This is a genomic window from Agrobacterium sp. AGB01, assembly GCF_014851585.1.
Classification (GTDB): Bacteria; Pseudomonadota; Alphaproteobacteria; order Rhizobiales; family Rhizobiaceae; genus Agrobacterium.
Genome location: NZ_JACVAB010000002.1, coordinates 338,520 through 358,063 on the forward strand (window position 1 = coordinate 338,520; position 19,544 = coordinate 358,063).

At 55.6% G+C, this 19,544-nt stretch carries 21 protein-coding genes; 11 read left to right on the plus strand and 10 right to left on the minus strand.

What is annotated here, in order from left to right; translation table 11 throughout:
* Positions 1-213: 213 nt before the first annotated feature.
* The 4 genes from IB237_RS08350 to IB237_RS08365 form a co-directional block, all read right to left on the minus strand.
* Complete coding sequence (locus IB237_RS08350; protein WP_192488189.1) at positions 214-1,731, minus strand: tripartite tricarboxylate transporter permease; 1,518 nt, start codon at positions 1,729-1,731, stop codon at positions 214-216.
* 99 nt (positions 1,732-1,830) lie between these two features.
* Positions 1,831-2,325, minus strand: a complete 495-nt coding sequence (locus IB237_RS08355; RefSeq protein ID WP_192488190.1) for a tripartite tricarboxylate transporter TctB family protein — start codon at positions 2,323-2,325, stop codon at positions 1,831-1,833.
* Positions 2,322-3,266, minus strand: coding sequence for a tripartite tricarboxylate transporter substrate binding protein (locus tag IB237_RS08360; protein ID WP_192488191.1), 945 nt, complete (start codon positions 3,264-3,266; stop codon positions 2,322-2,324). Before IB237_RS08360 ends, IB237_RS08355 begins: the two co-directional genes overlap by 4 nt.
* Before the next feature lie 277 nt (positions 3,267-3,543).
* The gene (locus IB237_RS08365) at positions 3,544-4,611 is read right to left on the minus strand and encodes an ABC transporter substrate-binding protein (protein WP_192488192.1); all 1,068 of its coding nucleotides are present in this window, start codon (positions 4,609-4,611) and stop codon (positions 3,544-3,546) included.
* 186 nt (positions 4,612-4,797) lie between these two features.
* Here IB237_RS08365 and IB237_RS08370 point away from each other — a divergent pair, with 186 nt between their 5' ends.
* Together IB237_RS08370 and IB237_RS08375 are read left to right on the plus strand one after the other, a co-directional pair.
* A complete protein-coding gene (locus IB237_RS08370; RefSeq protein ID WP_192488193.1) occupies positions 4,798-5,478 on the plus strand; it encodes a response regulator transcription factor in 681 nt (226 codons plus the stop codon).
* Positions 5,475-6,863, plus strand: a complete 1,389-nt coding sequence (locus IB237_RS08375) for a sensor histidine kinase (protein WP_192488194.1) — start codon at positions 5,475-5,477, stop codon at positions 6,861-6,863. Before IB237_RS08370 ends, IB237_RS08375 begins: the two co-directional genes overlap by 4 nt.
* A 7-nt stretch (positions 6,864-6,870) precedes the next feature.
* Here IB237_RS08375 and purU read toward each other — a convergent pair whose 3' ends face one another.
* The 4 genes from purU to IB237_RS08395 all read right to left on the minus strand — a co-directional run bounded on the left by purU (position 6,871) and on the right by IB237_RS08395 (position 9,840).
* Positions 6,871-7,755 carry a formyltetrahydrofolate deformylase gene (purU, locus tag IB237_RS08380; RefSeq protein ID WP_192488195.1) on the minus strand — a complete coding sequence of 295 codons (885 nt, stop codon included), beginning with the start codon at positions 7,753-7,755 and terminating at the stop codon, positions 6,871-6,873.
* Between the two features lie 288 nt (positions 7,756-8,043).
* Positions 8,044-8,838, minus strand: coding sequence for a YbaY family lipoprotein (locus IB237_RS08385; protein WP_246787753.1), 795 nt, complete (start codon positions 8,836-8,838; stop codon positions 8,044-8,046).
* Between the two features lie 125 nt (positions 8,839-8,963).
* Positions 8,964-9,485 (minus strand): heme utilization cystosolic carrier protein HutX, encoded by a 522-nt coding sequence (gene hutX, locus IB237_RS08390; protein WP_192488196.1) that lies wholly within the window; start codon positions 9,483-9,485, stop codon positions 8,964-8,966.
* A gap of 7 nt (positions 9,486-9,492) precedes the next feature.
* On the minus strand, positions 9,493-9,840 hold the full coding sequence (locus IB237_RS08395) for an antibiotic biosynthesis monooxygenase (RefSeq protein WP_192488197.1): 348 nt from the start codon (positions 9,838-9,840) through the stop codon (positions 9,493-9,495).
* Positions 9,841-10,057: 217 nt separating this feature from the next.
* On the opposite strand from IB237_RS08395, the gene IB237_RS08400 reads away from it, so the two are divergent.
* Genes IB237_RS08400 through IB237_RS08410 form a run of 3 tightly spaced genes read left to right on the plus strand, consistent with a single transcriptional unit; the run spans position 10,058 to position 12,815 of the window.
* The gene (locus IB237_RS08400; RefSeq protein ID WP_192488198.1) at positions 10,058-10,951 is read left to right on the plus strand and encodes a hemin ABC transporter substrate-binding protein; all 894 of its coding nucleotides are present in this window, start codon (positions 10,058-10,060) and stop codon (positions 10,949-10,951) included.
* Positions 10,948-12,036, plus strand: a complete 1,089-nt coding sequence (locus IB237_RS08405; RefSeq protein ID WP_192488199.1) for an iron ABC transporter permease — start codon at positions 10,948-10,950, stop codon at positions 12,034-12,036. The genes IB237_RS08400 and IB237_RS08405 overlap by 4 nt, the downstream gene beginning before the upstream one ends.
* Entirely contained in the window at positions 12,033-12,815 is a 783-nt protein-coding gene (locus IB237_RS08410) for a heme ABC transporter ATP-binding protein (protein WP_192488200.1), read from the plus strand. The genes IB237_RS08405 and IB237_RS08410 overlap by 4 nt, the downstream gene beginning before the upstream one ends.
* A gap of 11 nt (positions 12,816-12,826) precedes the next feature.
* On the opposite strand, the gene IB237_RS08415 is transcribed toward IB237_RS08410, so the two are convergent.
* The gene (locus IB237_RS08415; protein ID WP_192488201.1) at positions 12,827-13,189 is read right to left on the minus strand and encodes a YbaN family protein; all 363 of its coding nucleotides are present in this window, start codon (positions 13,187-13,189) and stop codon (positions 12,827-12,829) included.
* A 329-nt stretch (positions 13,190-13,518) separates the two neighbouring features.
* Between IB237_RS08415 and IB237_RS08420 the strand changes: the two genes are divergently transcribed.
* From IB237_RS08420 to IB237_RS08440, 5 genes are all read left to right on the plus strand, one after another.
* The gene (locus tag IB237_RS08420) at positions 13,519-13,914 is read left to right on the plus strand and encodes a VOC family protein (protein ID WP_192488202.1); all 396 of its coding nucleotides are present in this window, start codon (positions 13,519-13,521) and stop codon (positions 13,912-13,914) included.
* A gap of 24 nt (positions 13,915-13,938) precedes the next feature.
* Positions 13,939-14,643 (plus strand): uracil-DNA glycosylase, encoded by a 705-nt coding sequence (gene ung / locus IB237_RS08425; protein ID WP_192488203.1) that lies wholly within the window; start codon positions 13,939-13,941, stop codon positions 14,641-14,643.
* Positions 14,644-14,728: 85 nt separating this feature from the next.
* Entirely contained in the window at positions 14,729-15,802 is a 1,074-nt protein-coding gene (locus IB237_RS26545) for a DUF2218 domain-containing protein (RefSeq protein ID WP_192488204.1), read from the plus strand.
* A 233-nt stretch (positions 15,803-16,035) separates the two neighbouring features.
* Positions 16,036-16,980, plus strand: coding sequence for a VOC family protein (locus tag IB237_RS08435; protein ID WP_192488205.1), 945 nt, complete (start codon positions 16,036-16,038; stop codon positions 16,978-16,980).
* 126 nt (positions 16,981-17,106) lie between these two features.
* A complete protein-coding gene (locus IB237_RS08440; RefSeq protein WP_192488206.1) occupies positions 17,107-17,718 on the plus strand; it encodes an alpha/beta hydrolase in 612 nt (203 codons plus the stop codon).
* A gap of 107 nt (positions 17,719-17,825) precedes the next feature.
* On the opposite strand, the gene IB237_RS08445 is transcribed toward IB237_RS08440, so the two are convergent.
* Positions 17,826-18,407 (minus strand): transglycosylase SLT domain-containing protein, encoded by a 582-nt coding sequence (locus IB237_RS08445; protein WP_192488207.1) that lies wholly within the window; start codon positions 18,405-18,407, stop codon positions 17,826-17,828.
* 553 nt (positions 18,408-18,960) lie between these two features.
* On the opposite strand from IB237_RS08445, the gene IB237_RS08450 reads away from it, so the two are divergent.
* Positions 18,961-19,506, plus strand: coding sequence for a transglutaminase-like cysteine peptidase (locus tag IB237_RS08450; protein ID WP_192488208.1), 546 nt, complete (start codon positions 18,961-18,963; stop codon positions 19,504-19,506).
* Positions 19,507-19,544 lie beyond the last annotated feature (38 nt).

Here is a 19,544-nt window from a genome sequence, read left to right on the forward strand (position 1 = left end):
ATGCAATTGCCGTTTAATAAACCGAAGGCTGCATGTTTTCCAAGCAAAGTCTTTATGAAACTCGTCCGTTTCTGCGAATATATTTGCGCCTGTGGCGATCGCTTTTACCCACGGTAGAGGCTTGAGACAGATGCGGTCCGTAGCTGTGGCTGAAATAAAAAAGACGCGGGAAGACTATGTTCTCCCCGCGTCCTGTTTTGACGTTTGATATTTTTAGTCTTCGTTGGCAGCAAGCTGCGACAGGACCTGTCCACGGCCGCGGATACGCATGATCAGCGGGATGATGAAGGCGGCTGCGGCAACAATGAACAGACCAACGGCAATCGGCGACGTGAACAGCACGACAGGATCACCCTGGCCGATTGCCAGTGCGCGACGCAATTGCTGCTCGGCCAATGGCCCAAGGATCAGGCCAACGACAGCAGGTGCTATCGGGTAACCGAAGATGCGCATGATGTAGCCAAGAATACCGAAGCCGAGAAGCATGCCCAGTTCGAACACCGAAGGGTTCGCACCGATTGTGCCAAGCGTCGCAAACAGCAGGATGCCCGCATAGAGCCATGGCTTTGGAATGGTCAGCAGCTTAACCCAAAGGCCAATCAGCGGCAGGTTGAGAACCAGCAACATAAAGTTGGCAATGAACAAGCTGGCAATCAGACCCCAGACGAGCTGCGGGTTGGTGGCAAACAGCAGCGGGCCGGGTTGTAGGCCGTATTGCTGGAAGCCGGCCAGCATGATGGCGGCGGTCGCTGTGGTCGGCAGGCCAAGCGTCAGCAGTGGTACCAGTGTACCGGCGGCAGATGCGTTGTTGGCAGCTTCCGGCCCGGCCACGCCTTCAATCGCGCCATGGCCAAATTCTTCCGGATGTTTTGAAAGCTTCTTTTCCGTGGCGTAGGACAGGAACGTGCCGATTTCTGCACCACCGGCAGGCATGGCACCAATCGGAAAGCCAATCAACGTGCCGCGCAGCCATGCTTTCCACGAGCGAGCCCAATCCTGCGCACTCATCCAGACAGAGCCTTTCACAGCTTCGATCTTGTCGGGACCGCTTTGCCCCTGTGCGACGATGAACAGTGTCTCGCCAATTGCGAACATGGCAACGGCGAGCGTGGTGACTTCGACACCATCGAGCAGATCTGGCACGCCGAAGCTCATACGGGCCTGGCCGGTCAACTGGTCGATACCGACAATGGCAAGGGCAAAGCCGATGAACAGTGAGGTAAGGCCGCGCAGTGCAGAATCACCAAAGGCTGAAGACACGGTGACAAATGCCAAGACCATGAGCGCGAAATATTCGCGTGGTCCGAACACCAGTGCCAGCTTGACGATATAGGGTGCAATGAAGGCAAGGGCGATGGTGGCAATGAGGCCAGCCACGAAGGAACCGATGGCAGCGGTGGCAAGAGCCGGTCCGCCACGCCCCGCTCGGGCCATCTTGTTGCCTTCCAGCGCCGTCACAATGGACGCACTTTCACCCGGCGTATTGAGAAGGATCGAGGTGGTCGAACCACCATACATCCCGCCGTAGTAAATACCGGCAAACATGATAAGCGATCCCGCAGGATCGAGCTTGTAGGTGACCGGCAGCAGCAATGCGACAGTCAGCGCCGGGCCAATGCCGGGAAGAACGCCGACAGCCGTGCCAAGCGTTACGCCTATCAATGCATAAAGCAGGTTCATCGGCTGCATTGCGACCTCTAGGCCGTGAAGCAGAAATTCAAATGTATTCATGGACGAATGTCCCCCTGTCGGGTGGAGTGTTACCAACCGCTTGCACAAAAGCGATTGTCACTCCCTGTTTTTCAATCAAGAAAAGAAGGCCGGTTCCGTTTAGAAGAACAGGCGTTCCAAAGGCCCAGCTGGCAACGAAAGCTGCAGGAACTGCGCAAAAATCACCCAGACTACGAAGCTGATGGCGATACCGACGGGAATGGAATACCAGAGCTCCCGTTTGCCGAAGGCACGGGCGGTGAAGGCAAACAGAATGCCTGTTGCGATGGAAAAACCGGCGGTTTTCAGCAGCAGCATCTGCCCGGCCAAACCAGCGATAACCCAGATGACGGCGCTTGTTTCCTGCTTGTCCCGCTTGGGGAACTCACCACGCAGAGCTTCCACGACTGTCCAGATGGCAAGCCCGACAAGACAGAATGCGATGGCGTAAGGTACGGTCGCTGGACCAACAGGCGAATAACCGGACACGCCTGCAAGGCGTGTGGAGTCCATGAAGATTACAGCAGCGATGGCAATGAGTGCAGCGGCTATAACCAGCGCCGCCCGGTCAGGGCGGCGCTTTTGAGAGTTGGATGAGTCAGAACCCATGCTCATTTTACAAGTCCGATGTCTTTGAGAATAGCCTGAGTGGATTCAACATCCTTGTCGAGCTGCGCCTTGAAAGCATCGCCAGCGAGGTATGTGTCCTGCCAGCCCTTGGCCTTCAGGGTGTCCTGCCAGCTCTTGGACTTCACCAGCTTTTCAACGTCGGCATTGATTGCTGCTTCCTGATCTGCAGACAGGCCAGGAGCCGCTGCGACCATGCGCCAATTTTCAACCACGACATCAAGGCCGCTTTCTTTCAGGGTTGGTCCGTCAACGCCTTCGATGCGCTCTGCGCTCGACACGGCCAGAAGGCGAAGTGTGCCAGCCTTGACCTGGCTTTCAAATTCACCATAGCCGGAAATGCCGGCGGTTACCTGCGAACCGAGGATGGAAGCGAGTGCTTCACCGCCGCCAGAGTAGGCGATGTAGTTGATCTTGGTTGGATCAACGCCAGCAGCCTTGGCAATCAGGCCAACTGCGATGTGGTCGGTACCACCAGCCGAACCGCCACCCCAAGAAACGCTGCCCGGGTCTTTCTTTAGCTGCTCGATGAGGTCACCCATGGTCTGCAGCGGAGAAGAGGCTGGAACGACAACGGCTTCATATTCGCCGGTCAGACGGGCAATCGGTGTCACGTCCTTCAATGTCACTGGCGAATTGTTGGTCAGGATAGCACCAACCATCACGTAACCGCCAACGATCAGAGCGTTCGGGTTACCCTTCTGCTGGCTTGCAAACTGGGCAAGACCGATTGTGCCACCGGCACCTGGTACGTTCTGTACCTGCACGCTCTTGGAGATGCCTTCATCCTGCAGCGAGGTCTGCAACGAACGCGCGGTCTGGTCCCAACCGCCGCCTGGGTTTGCTGGTGCAATGATCGTGTAATCGGCTGCTGCGGCTGGAAGAGCCAAAGCACCGGCGATGATGGAAGCAAGTACGAAATGTTTCAAAAGCGAACCCTCCTTGATAGCCCATCGGGCTTCGTTGTTTTGGCGGAAGGAGAACGCGGGCAAATGTAGACTCGCTGCCACACAGGGCAGTTTGTTCATTCGCGATAGATATTTCCTCCCGCATCTTCGTTAAGCCGCCTCCACGGCCGAAGAGTAGAAGCAGAGCACCATAGAAAGCTGACATTTAACTGACGCAATCCCCGGCTTTGCCAATTTAACATTCATTAATTTTTGGATGACGTCCAGTTTTTAGCTGGTAACCGGCTTTGGCGGGTGTTTATTGCAGGCGCAAGGCCTCGTTCCAGCGGGCAATCAGCCGATTGCGCTTTACCTGATCGAGATAAACCATCAGTCCAAGGCTGACAGGAACGGGCAAAAGCTGGGCGCCGTGAATGGCCTGCATGGTGTTGGCCGTGTTGTCTCCGGCGACATCAGGATTGACGGCCGGAATTTGCAATCGCGTTGACAGGATTGTCTGGCCTTCCCGTGACATGAAATATTCCAGATATTTACGGCCCAGTTCCGGGGAGTTTGCGGCCTGTGGCACAAGGCCGATCCGTGACATCACCACCGTATAATCCTTGGGCAGGACGATGCCGACATCCGGGTGACGGGATGCCCAGTCGGCGGCGTAAGAGCCGAGAATATTGTAACCCAGAACGAATCGTCCGTCGGCAATGCGCTCCAGAATGGCGGAGCTGTTGGAGTAGAGTTTTACGCCGGCCGCCCCCATGTGTTGGATGACGGACCAGATATCGGCAAATTGTTCCTGGTCCCGCGACATGAACAGAAAACCGACGCCGGAACGTTCAATGTCATAGGTGGCGATGCGACCATGCACGTCTTTGGCATGGTGCTCAAGGTAATCGACAAATTCGGCGCGGGTGGCCGGCGGTTTTTCGGTGGTGAAACTCGGCTTGTGATAGACAAAAACTGCCGGTTCGAAGGTCAAGGCGTAGGCGGTATTGCGCCAGTTGGCCCAACTTGGCCATTTTGCGCTGAGCGGCAGGTCGCTGCGTTGCGCATAACCGTCATTGCTCAGTTTGACCTGCAAATCCATGGCTGAGGAAAAGGCGAAGTCGGCGGTTTTCTGTCCGGCATCGGTTTCCTTAACGATGCGGTCATAGATCTCACCGGTCAGCAAATCTTCATAGGACACCGTCACATCCGGGTTTTGTCTTTGGAAACCTTCGATCATCGGTGCAGCCAATGGCTCATCCAATGAGGAATAAACGATCAATACCGGTGCATCCGGATTGCCGGATGGTGCCGGAAACACGGTCGGTTTGGCCAGTGCAGGTGCCGCGAAAAAGAGACCCAGACAGAGACAGAGAAGAATACGCATGAAAATATCATGCCGCACCAGCTTTGCGTGCACAAGCGTCTGCTCCTGTGATTGCCGCACGGCTGATGGATCAATGCTACGCTGAGGCGCTCTAACTCCTTGAAACTGCGCAGGATGCCCAAGCGAAATTCGATTCCGATTTTCAAATCGATGCGTTAGGGTGCGCGGTGAGGGCAGGAGATTGATTTGCGTATATTGCTGGTCGAAGACAATCAGGTTCTGGCGGACGGTCTGGTCGCTTTGCTGCGCGGCAGTGGCTATGCCGTGGATTGGGTATCGGATGGTAGCTCGGCCTTGGCTGCGACCGCGACAGAAAGTTTTGATCTGGTCATTCTTGATCTCAACCTGCCGGAAATGGACGGTATTTCCGTGCTGCGCTCCATGCGGGCACGGCAGGAAAAGGCGGCGGTTCTTATACTGACAGCGCGGGGCTCCCCGGAAGAACGCGTCAAGGGGCTGGACCTTGGTGCCGATGATTACATGATCAAACCTTTTGATGTCAGCGAGCTTGAGGCACGGGTGCGTGTTCTGCTGCGCCGTCAGGCGGGTCTGCGCTCTTCGACCGTCAGTTACGGCAAGGTATCGTTTGATCTGACCTCGCGCACCTTTAGCGCTGAGGGTGTGCCACTGGATATTCCGGCGCGCGAACTTGGTATTCTGGAACTGTTGTTCATGCGCGCTGGCAAAGTGGTTGCCAAGGAGGCGATCATGCAATCGCTGGCCGGATTTGATGACGAGTTGAGCGGCAATGCCATTGAGCAATATGTCAGTCGTCTTCGTAAACGCCTTGCGCACCACGGGCTGACCGTCAAGACGGCACGCGGCATAGGGTATTATCTGGAGCGTCTGCCGGAGATTGCCGAATGACAGGCGGAGCCTACTCGCTCCGCAAGCGCCTGTTGGGCTGGCTTCTGTTTTCGACGGCAATTATCGGCACTGTTGCCCTGACGGACACCTATTCAGAGGCGGTCAAAACAGCAAATGTGGTGTCGGATCGTGTGCTGGCGGGCTCTGCCCTAGCCATTGCCGAGCGGGTTGCCGTGTCTGAGGACGGCAAGCTTGAGGTCGATATTCCCTACGTCGCATTGGAAATGCTGACATCGGCGGCGCAGGACCGGGTGTTTTACCGTGTTGACGGTTCGCACGGAGAATTCCTGACTGGTTATCAGGGTCTGCCGTCAGTTTCGCCAGAAGAGCCGAATGTGGCGATCTTCGAGGATGCGTTTTTTCGAGGTGAACCCATTCGTGTCGCTGTCATGCAGCGATCCGCGTCCACCGGCATCAATTCGGTGCCGTTTACCGTGACCGTTGCTGAAACCACCATTGCCCGCCGCCAGCTTGCGCAATCTATTCTGTTTCGTTCTGCCCTGCGCCTATTGGCGATGATTGTCGGAGCTTCGGTTATCGTGTGGGTGGCGGTGACGATTTCCTTGCGGCCGCTGTTTCGGCTGAGTGAAGCGATTGCCGAGCGCAATCCGAGCGATCTCCATCCTATTGACCAGAAGGTCCCCGTGGAGGTGCAAAACCTCGTTGATACTGTCAATTCCTTCATGGTGCGCCTGAATGCGGCGCTGGAAGCGCTTCGACATTTCACCGGCAATGCCAGCCATCAGTTGCGCACACCGCTGGCGATCATCCGCACACAGTTGGCGCTTTCCGAGCGGGCGGAAACATTGGCGCAGGCCAAGGACGCAGCGCGGAAAGGCGATGAATCCGTTGCTCATGCCGAGCATATTCTGGCGCAGCTTCTGCGCATGGCAAAAATCGATGCGGCAGGATCAGGTGAACCGCAGGCGCTGTCACGCATCGACCTGGTGGAAGTCGCCCAGACAATAACTGCAGATTACATCCCTCAGGCAGCGGAAGCGGGTGTCGATCTGGGTTTTGAGGGTGAGGGAACCGTTGCCGTTCTAGCCGAACCATTGTTGATCGGTGAGCTGCTGGGCAACCTCATCAGCAATGCCATTGCCTATGCCGGTGATAATGTTGAGGTCACAGTGCGCGCTTACCGCAGTGCTGCGGGGCAAGTCTGCCTTGAGGTTGAGGATAACGGGCAGGGCATCGCGCCTGAAAAACGTGACATGGTGCGCCAGCGTTTTGCCCGTGGGGATGGCAATCCAGCCCCCGGTGCCGGTCTGGGGCTGGCCATTGTCGAGGAAATTGCCCACCTGTTTGGCGGGCAATTGCTGTTGGATGCCGGTCAGAACGACAAGGGTTTGAAGGTCACCGTGCTGCTGCCCGCAGCCGGTTAAGCTCTTATCAGCCCATGCGCTCGGATGCGTAGCTGCCGGGGCTTGGCGGGAAAACGACCGTGCGGTTGCCGTTGATAAAGGTCCGGTGATGGATATGTGCGTGGATAGCGCGTGCCAGCACCTGGCTTTCGACATCGCGGCCCAGCGACACATAGTCATCTGCGCTTTGTGCGTGGGTAATACGTACGGTCTCCTGCTCGATGATCGGGCCTTCATCAAGGTCGGCTGTCACGTAATGGGCAGTCGCCCCAATCAGCTTCACACCGCGCTCATAGGCTTGCTTGTAAGGGTTTGCACCCTTGAAACTTGGCAAGAACGAGTGGTGAATATTGATGATCTTGCCGGACATTTTCTGGCAGAGCTCATCGGACAGTACCTGCATGTAACGGGCAAGAACGATCAGTTCGGTACCGGTTTGTTCAACCAGATCCAACAGCTGTGCTTCGGCCTTGGGTTTGTTATCCTTGGTCACCTTGATGTGGTGGAAAGGAATGTCGTGGTTGACGACAACTTTCTGGTAATCGAAGTGGTTGGAGACGACACCGACGATATCGATTGGCAGCGCACCGATCTTCCAGCGGTACAGCAGGTCGTTCAGGCAATGGCCAAAACGCGACACCATCAACAGCACTTTCATGCGCTCGGCCGAGCTTTCGATCTTGGCATCCATGCCGAATTTCTCAGCGACGGGTGCAAAGCCTTCGGTGATGGCTTCGCGGCTTTCGCCCTGTTCGGAAATGAAGCTGACGCGCATGAAGAACATGCCGGTCTGAAGGTCATCGAATTGCGAGCTGTCGACGATGTTGCAACCCTTGTCTGCCAGATAACCCGATATTGCCGCCACGATGCCGCGGGTGGATTTGCAGGTTACAGTCAGAACATAAGTCGTCATCGGTCTATTCCTCTGGAAGCGCCATTTCCGGTGCCTCTGGTTTTACGTCACGCGCCACAATTCGGGCGTCCTGCATTAGCGCAGTCGCTGGCCGTGGCATAGTGGCTTTGTCGCAATTTGAATATCCGCGACATGTGTGCGGGTGGAAGAGCGATGAAGCGCCCATAGTCATACGGCGCTTGCTGCCGTTCTGTGTTGCGCAAAACGACATCGGATAACGAGTTTCTGACGTGAGATAAAAACGCCCCGTCTGATATCAGGATCAAACGGGGCGGAAACAGATTCCGTTCAGGCCCGGCGAAGGCGCATCAGTGGGCGACCCCGACGGTCTCGTAACTCCAGCTGATTGCTGCGCGGGCTCAAATCATACCCGCGTGCTTGCTCAAGCGCAGAAAGAAACGCTCTTTCCTGGCGCATGATTGGCGGTTCGCAGGCCATTTGCGTGGAAATGGCGCGACTGAAATCAATCTCGCGACGGTTTACCCTGAGTTCAGCACCAAAACCATTGCAGCCGGTGTTGCCGGATACGCGGTTATCAGGCCCAATTTGCAGGACCGGTGGTTTTCTGTCGGTGACACGTTCACCCGCAATGTCGACGACAACCCAGGAGCCGACCAGAGATGGTTCACGGTCCGGCTCCGGTCGTGGTGCCGCACCGGCACGTTCAAGCATCAGGTCCGTGGTCTCGCGGCGATTGTTGAGGATCGGGTAGTTCTGCGTGGTGGTAAAGAGCAGGCGGCGACCATCGCGGATTTCGGCGCGAAGCGCATAACGTCGGTTGGAGCGGATGTCCCGGTCGTTGTAACGAATGACATAGGGAATAGGTACGTTGCGTCCCGGCAGGGGGGTGGTTTCTGCAATGATGCTGAAACTTGCGCCGGCGCGTGAGACATCAATCAACTGAACCGTGACTGTCGCAGAAGGTGGTAATGCCATGCGCTCACGGTAGCTGACTGTGCCGCGAATGGAGGCCGGGGCTGCAAGCGATGGTGATGCAACCAGAACGGCGGACAGGCCAAGAAGGCTGGCAAAGCCGCGGCGAGAGATTGGCGTTTTGCCACTCATTGTATTTTTGTCGGTCATTTCCAAACCCCCATGATCACGATGTCCGAATATTCGTCTTCGATAATAAGGAAGCCAGATGAATCCGGGATGAACTGCCCGGATAAGCAACGCTGCCGGGCCGTGTCTGGCAGCGTTGTTGTTGTTTAGCGTGACAGACTGTCGCGCAAAGTCTCGAACTTCGAAAGCTGGTCTGCCTTCAGTTCCTTGTTTTCATCACGACGGACAAAAACCTTGAACATCGCCTGGCCATTGGCATTCATGAACCATACGGAGCAGGAGCGACGGCCGTGGAATGCACGGTCCACAAAGCTGATGGCGTGACAGTTGTCCTTCTTGATGTGGCCACCAATCGGGCTGTCGCCGTGAATGTTGAACCAGCCATGGCTTTCGGTACCTTCCGGCAGAAAACCCGGCACTTCCAGTACGATATCGGCGGTCTGCACGATCATCAGCACTTCGCCCCAGGTCATCATGTCGGACCAGATTGCGGAGAACTGTTCGGCCGGAATGGTGACTGCAGCGCCCTGCGGCAGGATTTCCAGAACTTCGGCCGGCGTGACGTCTGCCTTGCCGGCAATCGCCTCAACGATGCCGTCTGGCTTCTCGTTCAAGGCGGCAAGGGCTCGTTCACGACGCTCTGGCGTGTTGTATGCAACAGCTGTCATGGTTTCCTCATGCCGCATCAAAAATGCGTTGGCCGTTCTTGTCGTCGTGAATGATCACGTCAAAACCTTCAAAATGCGGACCGGAGAGGTATTCGACCTTGCCACGGTTGTTGCCAGCATTGGCATGTGCTGCGCGGAACTGCTCGGACTTGGTCCATGCGGTGAAATCTTCGCGGGTTTCCCAAACGGTATGCGATGCATACAGCGTATGGTCGTCAGACTTCGGGCCTTTCAGCATGTGAAATTCGACATAGCCCTTCAATTCGTTGAGCTGCGTCTTGCGCTCGCGCCAGATTGTTTCAAACGCTTCCTCAAAACCCGGTACCACGCGAAAGCGGTTCATTGCGATGAACATTCATAACTCCCTTGAATGAAATAAGTTTCCTGTAATTGTCAGGATATAGGTGGTTCCCAAGGTTGAAAAGCCCGCATGTGGAAGAAATCCAGTGCTTTTTGACAGTTTTCATTTCTTGGTTTGTCTACTCTTGCGCGGGTTTTTAAACATGTGTACCAAACTCCACTTAAATGAACTGCCCATGGCAGCTTGCCACTTTTATCTGGATGAAAAGCTCATGATGTCTTCAAAACGTTCGCTTCGATCTATGGCTTTCGGCGTGTTCATGCCGGTGGCGCTGGTAACATCCACTTTTGCGCAGGCGGCCGATGGCGGTAACGTCAAGGCACAACGTATTGTGTCTGTCGGTGGCACCATTACGGAAATACTCTATGCGCTCGGCGCGCAGGACCGCATCGTGGCACGTGATTCCACCAGCAGCTTTCCTGTTGATGCGCTGGCCAAGCCGGATGTCGGCTACATGCGTGCGCTTTCCGCTGAGGGCATTCTGTCACAGAAGCCCGATCTCATCCTGACGGAAGACGGTGCCGGTCCGGCCGATGTTCTTAATATTCTCAAGGACAGCGAAGTGCCTGTCGTGACAATCGACACTCCGCCATCGGGTGCCGCGATTGCCAAGAAGATCCAGGATGTCGGAGCAGCCGTTGGTCTTGAAGACAAGGCAAAGAACCTGGCGGAAGAAGTGGACACTGGTCTAGCAGCCCTGGCCAAGGATGTTTCGGCGGTTGGCGAGAAGAAAAAGCGCGTACTGTTCGTGTTGTCGACCGCGGGTGGTCGCATCATGGCCGGCGGTCAGGATACAGAAGCTGCGGCCATTATCGAAATGGCCGGTGGTGTAAATGCTGCGTCGGCGATTACCGGTTACAAGCCGCTGACCGACGAGGCTGTCATAGCAGCAGCACCTGACGTGGTGCTGACCATGGCGCGTGGCAATCATCAGGCCTCTCCCGATGAAGTGTTTGCGCTGCCTGCATTCCAGAGCACACCTGCCGCAGCCAACAAGGCTCTGATCAGCATGGACGGTCTTTATCTGATCGGTTTTGGTCCGCGCACACCTGCGGCGGCACATGAACTGGCCTCCAAATTGTATCCGGATGTGGTGAAGCCGTGAAATCGCTTGCCGTGACGGCCGCTACAGCTCCCGTTGAAGGCAAGAGATCGCGCGTTGGCGGCATTGCACTTGCCGTGCTTGTCGGCCTGTTGTTTCTGGCCTGTCTGGTGTCGTTGGTCAGCGGGCCAACCGGGGTAGGGCCGGCAGAACTCTGGGCCTATTTCACCGGTCATGCGGCCGATATGGAACCGCGTGACCGGATTATTCTCGAAGCCGTGCGTTTGCCGCGCACCGCGCTTGGCCTTCTCATTGGTGCTGGGCTCGGTGTGTCCGGCGCCATGATGCAGGGTCTGTTCCGCAACCCGTTGGCCGATCCGGGTATTGTCGGTGTCACCTCGGGTGCCGCCTTGTTTGCGGTTGCCGCACTGGCGCTGGGTGGTGGCATGCTTGCGCCGCTGGCGGCGTTTTTCGGCTCGCAGTTCCTACCCGTCATGGCGTTTTTTGGTGGCCTGATCAACACCATCCTCCTGTATGTGATTGCTACGCGCAACGGCATGACGTCAACCACGACGCTGGTTCTGGCCGGTATCGCGGTGGGGGCCTTGAGTGGTGCCCTGACCGGTCTGATGATTTTTGTGGCCGATGATCGTGCGCTGCGCGACATCACCTTCTGGAGCCTCGGCTCATTGGGTGGCGCAACGCCTGCAAAAGTTCTGGCGACATTGCCGTTTATTTTGGTGGTTCTGGTCATCATACCCTTTGTTGCCAAGGGGCTGGACGCACTGATCCTGGGGGATGCGGCTGCCTTCCACATGGGCGTGCCGGTGCAACGCTTGAAGCGTCTGGTCATTCTGGCGGTTGCTGCCGCCTGTGGTGCAGCTGTTGCGGCGGCCGGCTCGATCGGTTTTGTCGGCATTGTCGTGCCGCATCTGCTGCGTCTTGCTATTGGTCCCTCGCATCGCTTTCTGCTGCCGGCATCAGCGCTGGGTGGCGGCGCGTTGCTGTTGCTGGCCGACAGTTTTGCCCGCACTGTTGCTGCGCCTGCGGAACTGCCGATCGGCATCGTCACGGCGCTGATCGGGGCGCCGGTGTTTCTGTTCCTGCTGTTTGGTAAGGGCGGTATGGGTATGAGGAACCTGTCATGATTACGGCAAGCGGTATCAATCTCACCCGGTCGGGACGCAGGCTGCTCCACGAAGTTTCATTGAAACTTGAACCGGGCAAATTCAATGTGATTATCGGCCCGAACGGTGCTGGAAAGTCGACATTGATGAAGGTGCTGTGTGGAGAAACCAAACCGGATGTCGGCACCGTTTCTTATGGTGGCGCGGACATAAGCCTGTTCTCGCCTCGGCAACTGGCACGTCAACGTGCCGTCCTGCCACAAAACACAACATTGGCATTTCCGTTTACAGCGTTTGAAATTGTTCGGATGGGCGCTGTTGCCTATGGCGGGCTTGACCCTGACGCCCAGGCTCAGACGGCGCTTGTCAATGTCGGTCTGCGTGGTTTCGAAAGTCGTTCCTATAATTACCTGTCTGGCGGTGAACAGCAGCGTGTGCAATTTGCCCGCGCTTTGGCGCAGGTCCCGCATGCCGTTGAAGACGGTGAGGCGCGGGCGCTGTTTCTTGATGAGCCCACCGCAAGCCTCGATATCGGCCATCAGATCAGCGTTCTGGAGACAGCACGTGATTTCGCTGAAAAGGGCGGTCTAGTACTGGCCATTTTGCACGACCTTAATCTGGCAGCCGAGTTCGCAGATCACCTGATCGTGATGCACAATGGCAGGATCACTGCACAGGGTGCATCCTTCGATACGATCAGCGATGAGACCATTGCACGGGTCTATGGCATTGGCGGTGCGGTGGGACGTCTGCCGGCGGCGCACATCCCCTATGTTTTACCGCAGTCACGCCACAGATAACGGGTTGGAATTCACGCCTTTGGTTCCGGCCTCGTGACGATGAAGGCGGCGGAACAGAGCATGACAACGAGTACAATCACCGCCCGCAAGGCGGGTGGATCTGTGGTGAACCAGAAGATCGCGTAGCTGGCGGTCATGACGGAGACGGCGGCAATCTTGGCACGGCGGGCAATCGAGCCAGTTTCTTTCCAGTTGCGCAGAGACTGGCCAAAACGCGGGTGAGACAGCAGCCATGCTTCGAGTTTCGGGGACGAGCGGGAAAAACACCAGACGGCCAAAAGCAGAAACGGCGTGGTCGGCAGAACAGGCAAGAATGCACCAGCAACGCCGGTCGCCACCATAATCCATCCCAAACAGAGATACACGTACCGCATGTCGTTTGCTGCCTTTTGTCTTTATGAGTGCAATTCTCATGATAGGCTTGTGATGTCTAGGTTTGGACCTTTGTTTTTTGAACAAATGGCGTGAGACAAATTGGCTAGGACGCCGCGTAAAAGGCTTGAAATGATCAGCCCGTTTTCGTTTCACAGGTGAGGCTGGGCACTGTCACAGCGGGTAGGATGTGTGAATTTGCGTCGCCCGAGTTGCATTCCTATATTAAGGGTTGTGATAAGGGGCTTGCTTCGCGTCTGTATATGCCTTTATCCCGATGCGGCAATTATTTGGCTCCAAGTCGAAGTGCCAACAGAAGAAGGAAAACACCATGGCCAAAATGATCCACTCGATGGTCCGGGTGCTGGACGAAAAGCGTTCGGTTGACTTTTACTCTCTCGCATTCGGCCTGAATGTGGCGGAGCGTGTGGAGCAGGAAACTTTCACATTGGTCTATATGAGCGATGAAGAGGAGAGTTTCGAACTTGAGTTGACGATCAACCGAGGCCGTGATGTTCCCTATGCGCTTGGCGATGGTTATGGCCATCTGGCCGTTTCCGTCGACAACCTTGACGCAGAACACGCACGCCTGATCGAAGCCGGTCTGGCACCGGGCAAAATCATCGAGTTTGTCCGCAAGGACGACGTGTTTGCCCGTTACTTCTTCATCTGCGATCCGGATGGTTACAAGATCGAAGTTCTCGAGCGTCGCGGGCGCTTCAAGTAACAGGTTCGCCAAAGGGGGCAGGATATGACCGAAGAGAGTGTGAAGCTCGAAGAGAGCTGGCGGCAGAAGCTTCTTCCGGAATTTTCCAGTCCCTATATGTCTCAGCTCAAGGCTTTCCTGCTTGAACAGAAACAGGCAGGAAAGCACATCTTTCCCAAGGGGCATGAATATTTCCGTGCTCTTGACCTGACGCCGCTCGGCAAAGTCAAGGTGGTCATTCTCGGACAGGACCCATATCACGGTTACGGTCAGGCGCATGGCCTGTGCTTTTCCGTCCGCCCCGGTGTCCGCACACCGCCATCACTGGTGAATATCTACAAGGAACTGCAAAGCGATCTCGGCATCCAGCCGGTCCGCCACGGCTTTCTGGAAAGCTGGGCGCAGCAGGGCGTGTTGTTGCTCAACAGCGTTTTGACTGTTGAAGAGGCGCGTGCCGCTTCTCACCAGGGGCAGGGCTGGGAAAAATTCACTGACGCTGTTATCCGCGTGGTGAATGACGAATGTGACCATGTTGTCTTCATGTTGTGGGGCTCCTACGCCCAGAAAAAAGCATCCTTCGTGGACCGCAACCGCCATCTGGTCTTGAAGGCACCACATCCTTCTCCACTATCGGCCCATAATGGCTTTTTTGGTAGCCGGCACTTTTCGCAGGCTAATGATTATCTCGTTTCCCACGGCCGCACGCCGGTTGAATGGGCATTGCCGGCGGATGTGGCCGACGCCTCGTAAGCAGTATTTTCTGCAATTCTTGACTTTAAAGTTCTAGTTCGTTGGTCTATGAGATAAGTGGACTTACGGGCGAAGGATTTTTGTTGTGTCTGTGTTATTTGCGGAAACTTCTGTTGAAATTGCCAATGCGGAGTTGATTGTTGACAAGTTTCAGCAGCACTTTGCCGAGCATTTTCCTGTCATCCGTGAAGGTACTGTTCTCCATTACGAAACGGAATACGGCAAAGTCTGGATGGCTGGCGAGAAGGGCCGCTTCCAAGCCGAGGTCAATTGTTATGACGCCCATGTCCTGATGTCGATCAAGGCAATGCTTGCGGAACATCTGCTGGAGTTTTCGGGCGATAAGCATCTTCGTTTTCGTTGGCAGGGCCACGGGGCTGATCTGAACCAGCTACCAAATCTGTTTGAAGGTCGCGTGGTCAGGGCGTTTAACGTCACACCCAACATGCGTCGTCTGGTCATTTCGGTTAGTGAGGGCATTGAACGTCTGATGACCGGTGGTCTGCATGTCCGCATTCTGATCGTGCCGCAGGGTCGCACACCGGTCTGGCCTCACCTGTCCCAAACCGGTGCTGTTGTCTGGCCGGAAGGTGATGACGAGTTGATCCGGCGCGTTTACACCATTCGTTACGGCAATGTGGAGCGTCAGGAAATCGAACTGGATTTCGTCATGCATGAGGGAAACCACATGCCTGGTGCGCATTTCGGGGCAACTGCCAAGGCCGGTGATCTGGTCGGTATTATCGGTCCCGGTGGTGGCGTCGTTCCGGTCGAGGTGGATGCCTGTGTGTTCGCTGGCGATGAAACGGCGCTTCCAGTTATCTCGCGTATGGTGGAAGAGTTGCCCGCGGGTAAGAAGATCACTGTTTACGCCGAAGTGGCAGACGAAAATGAACGTCAGGACATCAAGTCAGAAGCCGATGTCAACTGGACATGGCTTTACCGCAATGGCAAGGCTGCCGGTACATCCGGCCTTTTGGAACAGGCTTTGCGCCGGCATGACTGGAGCGAGGATAGCGACAGCCGCCATATTTTCATTGCCTGTGAAAAGGGTGAGGTTCGCGAGATCAAGAAATTCCTCAGCGATGAGGCAAAACTGCCGAAGAACGATTTCCGCACAGCTGGATACTGGGTGCTGGGTGAGGCGGACGATCACTGAACGTAGTCGTTGGTAGCTGCAAAGACTTCCATAGATCTTCTCAAGCCGCCGTAAACTGGCGGCTTTCTTGTTTTGAAGCCTTATGGATTGCTGAACGGGTTTGATTTTTCGTTCTCATTTTGTGAACAATGCGTTCTGAGAGCTCGGTCTATGCTTTGTGGCAGATCGGCCTAATTATAAGCCCATCAAGAGCAACGATCCTGTCTCAGGGATCAGGCACAAGGGGTTTTATCATGCTGAACCAGATCAAGGGACTGCACCACGTCACGTCGATGGCAGCGAGCGCCCGCATCAATAATGCATTCTTCACCGACACGCTTGGCCTGCGCCGCGTCAAAAAGACCGTCAACTTCGATGCGCCCGACGTCTATCACCTTTATTATGGTGATGAGGTTGGTACGCCCGGCTCGGTCATGACCTACTTCCCATTCCCGCACATTGCACGCGGCCGGCCGGGGACAGGCGAGGTTGGTACAACACTGTTTTCCGTTCCGCAGGGATCGCTCGGTTACTGGCAGGACCGCCTGACCAAGGCCGGTGCGGATGGTCTGAAAACCGACGAAGCCTTTGGCAACAAGCGCCTGCATTTTGCAGGTCCTGATGGCGATGGTTTTGCGCTGGTTGAAGTGCCTGACGATAATCGTGGCCAGTGGGTTGGTAATGGTGTGACGGCGGATCATGCGATCCATGGTTTTCAGGGTGCGTCGCTGCGTCTTCGTGACGAAGGTGCAACTGGCGAACTGCTGAAATTCATGGGGTATGAAGAAGTTGACCGGCAAGACGGGGTGTTGCGCCTTGGTATTGCCGGCGGCAACGGTGCCGACTTCATAGACATCGAAACCATGCCCAATATTTCGGGTGCACGTCTTGGTGCCGGTTCCGTTCATCACATCGCCTTTGCGGTCGAAAACCGTGAAAAGCAGCTCGAGGTGCGCAAGGCATTGATGGATACCGGCTATCAGGTCACGCCCGTGATCGACCGAGACTATTTCTGGGCGATCTATTTCCGCACACCGGGCGGCGTATTGTTTGAGGTTGCCACCAATGAGCCGGGCTTTGACCGGGACGAAGACACGGCGCATCTCGGTGAAGCACTGAAACTGCCTGAACAGCATGCGCATATGCGCGGCATTCTGGAACAGCATCTGGAACCGCTTGGTGACGAAAAGGCCGCGTAACGGCCTTCACTGAAACTATTGATGAAACGATGACGTCACCCTCGGGATTTGCCCGAGGGTCAGCCCATTGGCATGGATGGTCAGATCAAATCTTGCCATGACGCGAGCGAAAAAAGGAACCTTTCCATGGGTAAGGATAACTACATTCACAATGTCAGGGCCGGTGCTGCTGGTCAGCCGCTTTTTGTCGTGCTGCATGGCACGGGTGGGGATGAAAACCAGTTCTTCGACTTTGGCAGCCGGTTGTTGCCGCAGGCAACCGTCGTTTCGCCGCTTGGCGATGTTTCCGAACATGGTGCTGCGCGTTTTTTCCGTCGCAAGGCGGAAGGCGTCTATGATCTGGATGATCTTGAACGTGCCACGAAAAATATGGCCGACTTTGTTGAGGCGCACCGCGATCATTATAAGGCGGGAAAGGTTATTGGACTCGGTTTTTCCAATGGTGCCAATATCCTCGCCAATGTGTTGATCGAATTTCCAGACCTGTTTGATGCGGCGGTCCTGATGCACCCGCTCATCCCGTTCCAGCCGGTCGTTAAGCCCTCCGCCAAGACGCTACGTATCCTGATCACTGCTGGTGAACGCGATCCCATCAGCCCGGTACAGTTGACGCAGGCGCTCGCCGAGCATTTCACCGGAACTGGCGCAGATGTGTCGCTGGTCTGGCATCCGGGCGGCCATGAAATCCGCTCGGGTGAAGTTGATGCCGTGCGCGAATTCGTAGCGCCTTACGCATAATTTTTAAGAGCGCTTCTGGCGGACATCACATCGCTGGAAGCGCTCCATCTTTTTCTTTTCACGCAATTCCGGAATCGGAGCCGGCTCTCGTTTTCGCTGAAACTGCTTCAGTAGCCGCAGTTTCGCAGTTGCCGTGCATAGTTATCGGCAATGTTGGCGGAACGGCGTGCAGCTTCGCGGATGGCAGGTTTGCTTTTCCAAACACCCTGGGCATAACCCCCGTGGCCGGAGTAATAGGCCAGATAGAGGTTATAGGTGTCGCGCAAGGCGATGCCATTCCGCTTGTTGCTCTTGTTATGATACCAGCCAACGAAGTGGATCGCGTCGGTGAAATCAGTGCGGCTTGCACTCCAGCGGCCGGTGTCACGCTGATATTCTTTCCATGTGCCGTCCAGTGCCTGGGCATAACCATAGGCGGTGGAACGACGTTTCCACGGTATGAAACCAAACAGCTTGGTGCGTGCCGGGCGCGCATACTGACGGAAACTGGATTCTGTGTAGATCGTTGCCATCAGCACAGGTACAGGCACACCCCAAGTGCGTTCTGCCGCCTGCGCGTCACGACGCCAGTTGTTAAACAGGCCATCACGCTGTTCAAACACGGCGCATATGTTGCGCGTCTGGGTAGGGGCTGTCGCACAGCCTGCCAATAAAGCGGTCAAAAAGAGCGCGACAAATAGTTTACGCATCGCAAAACCTCACGTTTTGCTGATTACTAATTGGTAAATACTAACGTTAGGTTTTTAGATAAGGTTAACGCTGGACCGCTTGTCCACTGCCAGTTTAACCTTATGAAAACATGTGTGAAACGGGCATGGTTTCAAGCTTGTTTTGCGTCCGGAAATTGCCGGATTTTGGCCATTTTTCAGCTTAACAGCACATGGGTTTTTAGCAGGAGAAACCGGGTCTCTGGATGCCGAAAACCGGCAGCAACAACAGGGCCGTTTATTAACAAGAGCGTCTCGTCGCGTGTTGCAAATGTTAATGGACAGCTACCGAAAGAGAGAGGGTGCTGGTGCCGTCCCAGACGGTGATTTCAAAAAAAATGCGTTAGATGGCAATAAAAACAAATTCCGATAAAATTGTAGCTATCGATTTAAATGCCCCGAAAAGACTGCCCTGTAAGTTGGGTGTTACTGGAGAAGGGATCTGTTGCCCGAGGGCGGCAGATACCGAAGCAAACTCCAGAAACGTTATTCAAGACCGGCGGGCAAGCTGGCTGATACCGAAACGGGGTATGAAATGTTGAAGAAGATCATAGCTGCCGCAATTTGCGGTGTATTTGTAGCATCTGTCAGTGGCGAAGCCGATGCGGCCGGGCCTGCTGGTTTCGCACGTGGTTTTGCCTCGGCTGAAAAGGCGCAGGCAATGGCCGTGGAGGCATCAGCCAGCAAGGGCGTGCGTTTCGGCGATTGCCTGCTGGTTGCCGGTCAGTGTGCACCGCGCGCCGCCCTTTCGCTGACTGAGGCTCGTCGCAAGGACCTGTTGCGCGTCAACAAGGCGGTCAATGAGCCAATGCAGGCACTGGATGACTTTTTCGGCTCTTTCGACAGCAACAATTCGGTGCCGGCCTTTATGCAAGCCGACAATTGCGGTGATTGCGCCACCATCAAGCGCCAGGAATTGATCCATCGTGGTTGGCCATCACATGCGTTGCGCATCGGTTACGCGCTTGGTGATGATGGCTCGCTGCAAAAGGTTCTGATTGTCGAAACGGCAAAGGGCGGCGTCGTCCTCGGCAACGGTTCGCGCAACGCCAGCCCGACTGCCAGCGAAATTACGCTTTAAGCGTTCACACTATTCATGACTGACTTGGCTGCCGGCTC

Coding starts and splice junctions, on each gene's coding strand:
- IB237_RS08440 (WP_192488206.1), top strand. CDS start 17,107: ATGGGTAAGGATAACTACATTCACAATGTCAGGGCCGGTGCTGCTGGT.
- IB237_RS08375 (WP_192488194.1), top strand. CDS start 5,475: ATGACAGGCGGAGCCTACTCGCTCCGCAAGCGCCTGTTGGGCTGGCTT.
- IB237_RS08385 (WP_246787753.1), bottom strand. CDS start 8,838: ATGACCGACAAAAATACAATGAGTGGCAAAACGCCAATCTCTCGCCGC.
- IB237_RS08450 (WP_192488208.1), top strand. CDS start 18,961: ATGTTGAAGAAGATCATAGCTGCCGCAATTTGCGGTGTATTTGTAGCA.
- IB237_RS08420 (WP_192488202.1), top strand. CDS start 13,519: ATGGCCAAAATGATCCACTCGATGGTCCGGGTGCTGGACGAAAAGCGT.
- IB237_RS08350 (WP_192488189.1), bottom strand. CDS start 1,731: ATGAATACATTTGAATTTCTGCTTCACGGCCTAGAGGTCGCAATGCAG.
- purU (WP_192488195.1), bottom strand. CDS start 7,755: ATGACGACTTATGTTCTGACTGTAACCTGCAAATCCACCCGCGGCATC.
- hutX (WP_192488196.1), bottom strand. CDS start 9,485: ATGACAGCTGTTGCATACAACACGCCAGAGCGTCGTGAACGAGCCCTT.
- IB237_RS08365 (WP_192488192.1), bottom strand. CDS start 4,611: ATGCGTATTCTTCTCTGTCTCTGTCTGGGTCTCTTTTTCGCGGCACCT.
- IB237_RS08400 (WP_192488198.1), top strand. CDS start 10,058: ATGATGTCTTCAAAACGTTCGCTTCGATCTATGGCTTTCGGCGTGTTC.
- IB237_RS08395 (WP_192488197.1), bottom strand. CDS start 9,840: ATGTTCATCGCAATGAACCGCTTTCGCGTGGTACCGGGTTTTGAGGAA.
- IB237_RS08410 (WP_192488200.1), top strand. CDS start 12,033: ATGATTACGGCAAGCGGTATCAATCTCACCCGGTCGGGACGCAGGCTG.
- IB237_RS08445 (WP_192488207.1), bottom strand. CDS start 18,407: ATGCGTAAACTATTTGTCGCGCTCTTTTTGACCGCTTTATTGGCAGGC.
- IB237_RS08355 (WP_192488190.1), bottom strand. CDS start 2,325: ATGAGCATGGGTTCTGACTCATCCAACTCTCAAAAGCGCCGCCCTGAC.
- IB237_RS08415 (WP_192488201.1), bottom strand. CDS start 13,189: ATGCGGTACGTGTATCTCTGTTTGGGATGGATTATGGTGGCGACCGGC.
- IB237_RS08435 (WP_192488205.1), top strand. CDS start 16,036: ATGCTGAACCAGATCAAGGGACTGCACCACGTCACGTCGATGGCAGCG.
- ung (WP_192488203.1), top strand. CDS start 13,939: ATGACCGAAGAGAGTGTGAAGCTCGAAGAGAGCTGGCGGCAGAAGCTT.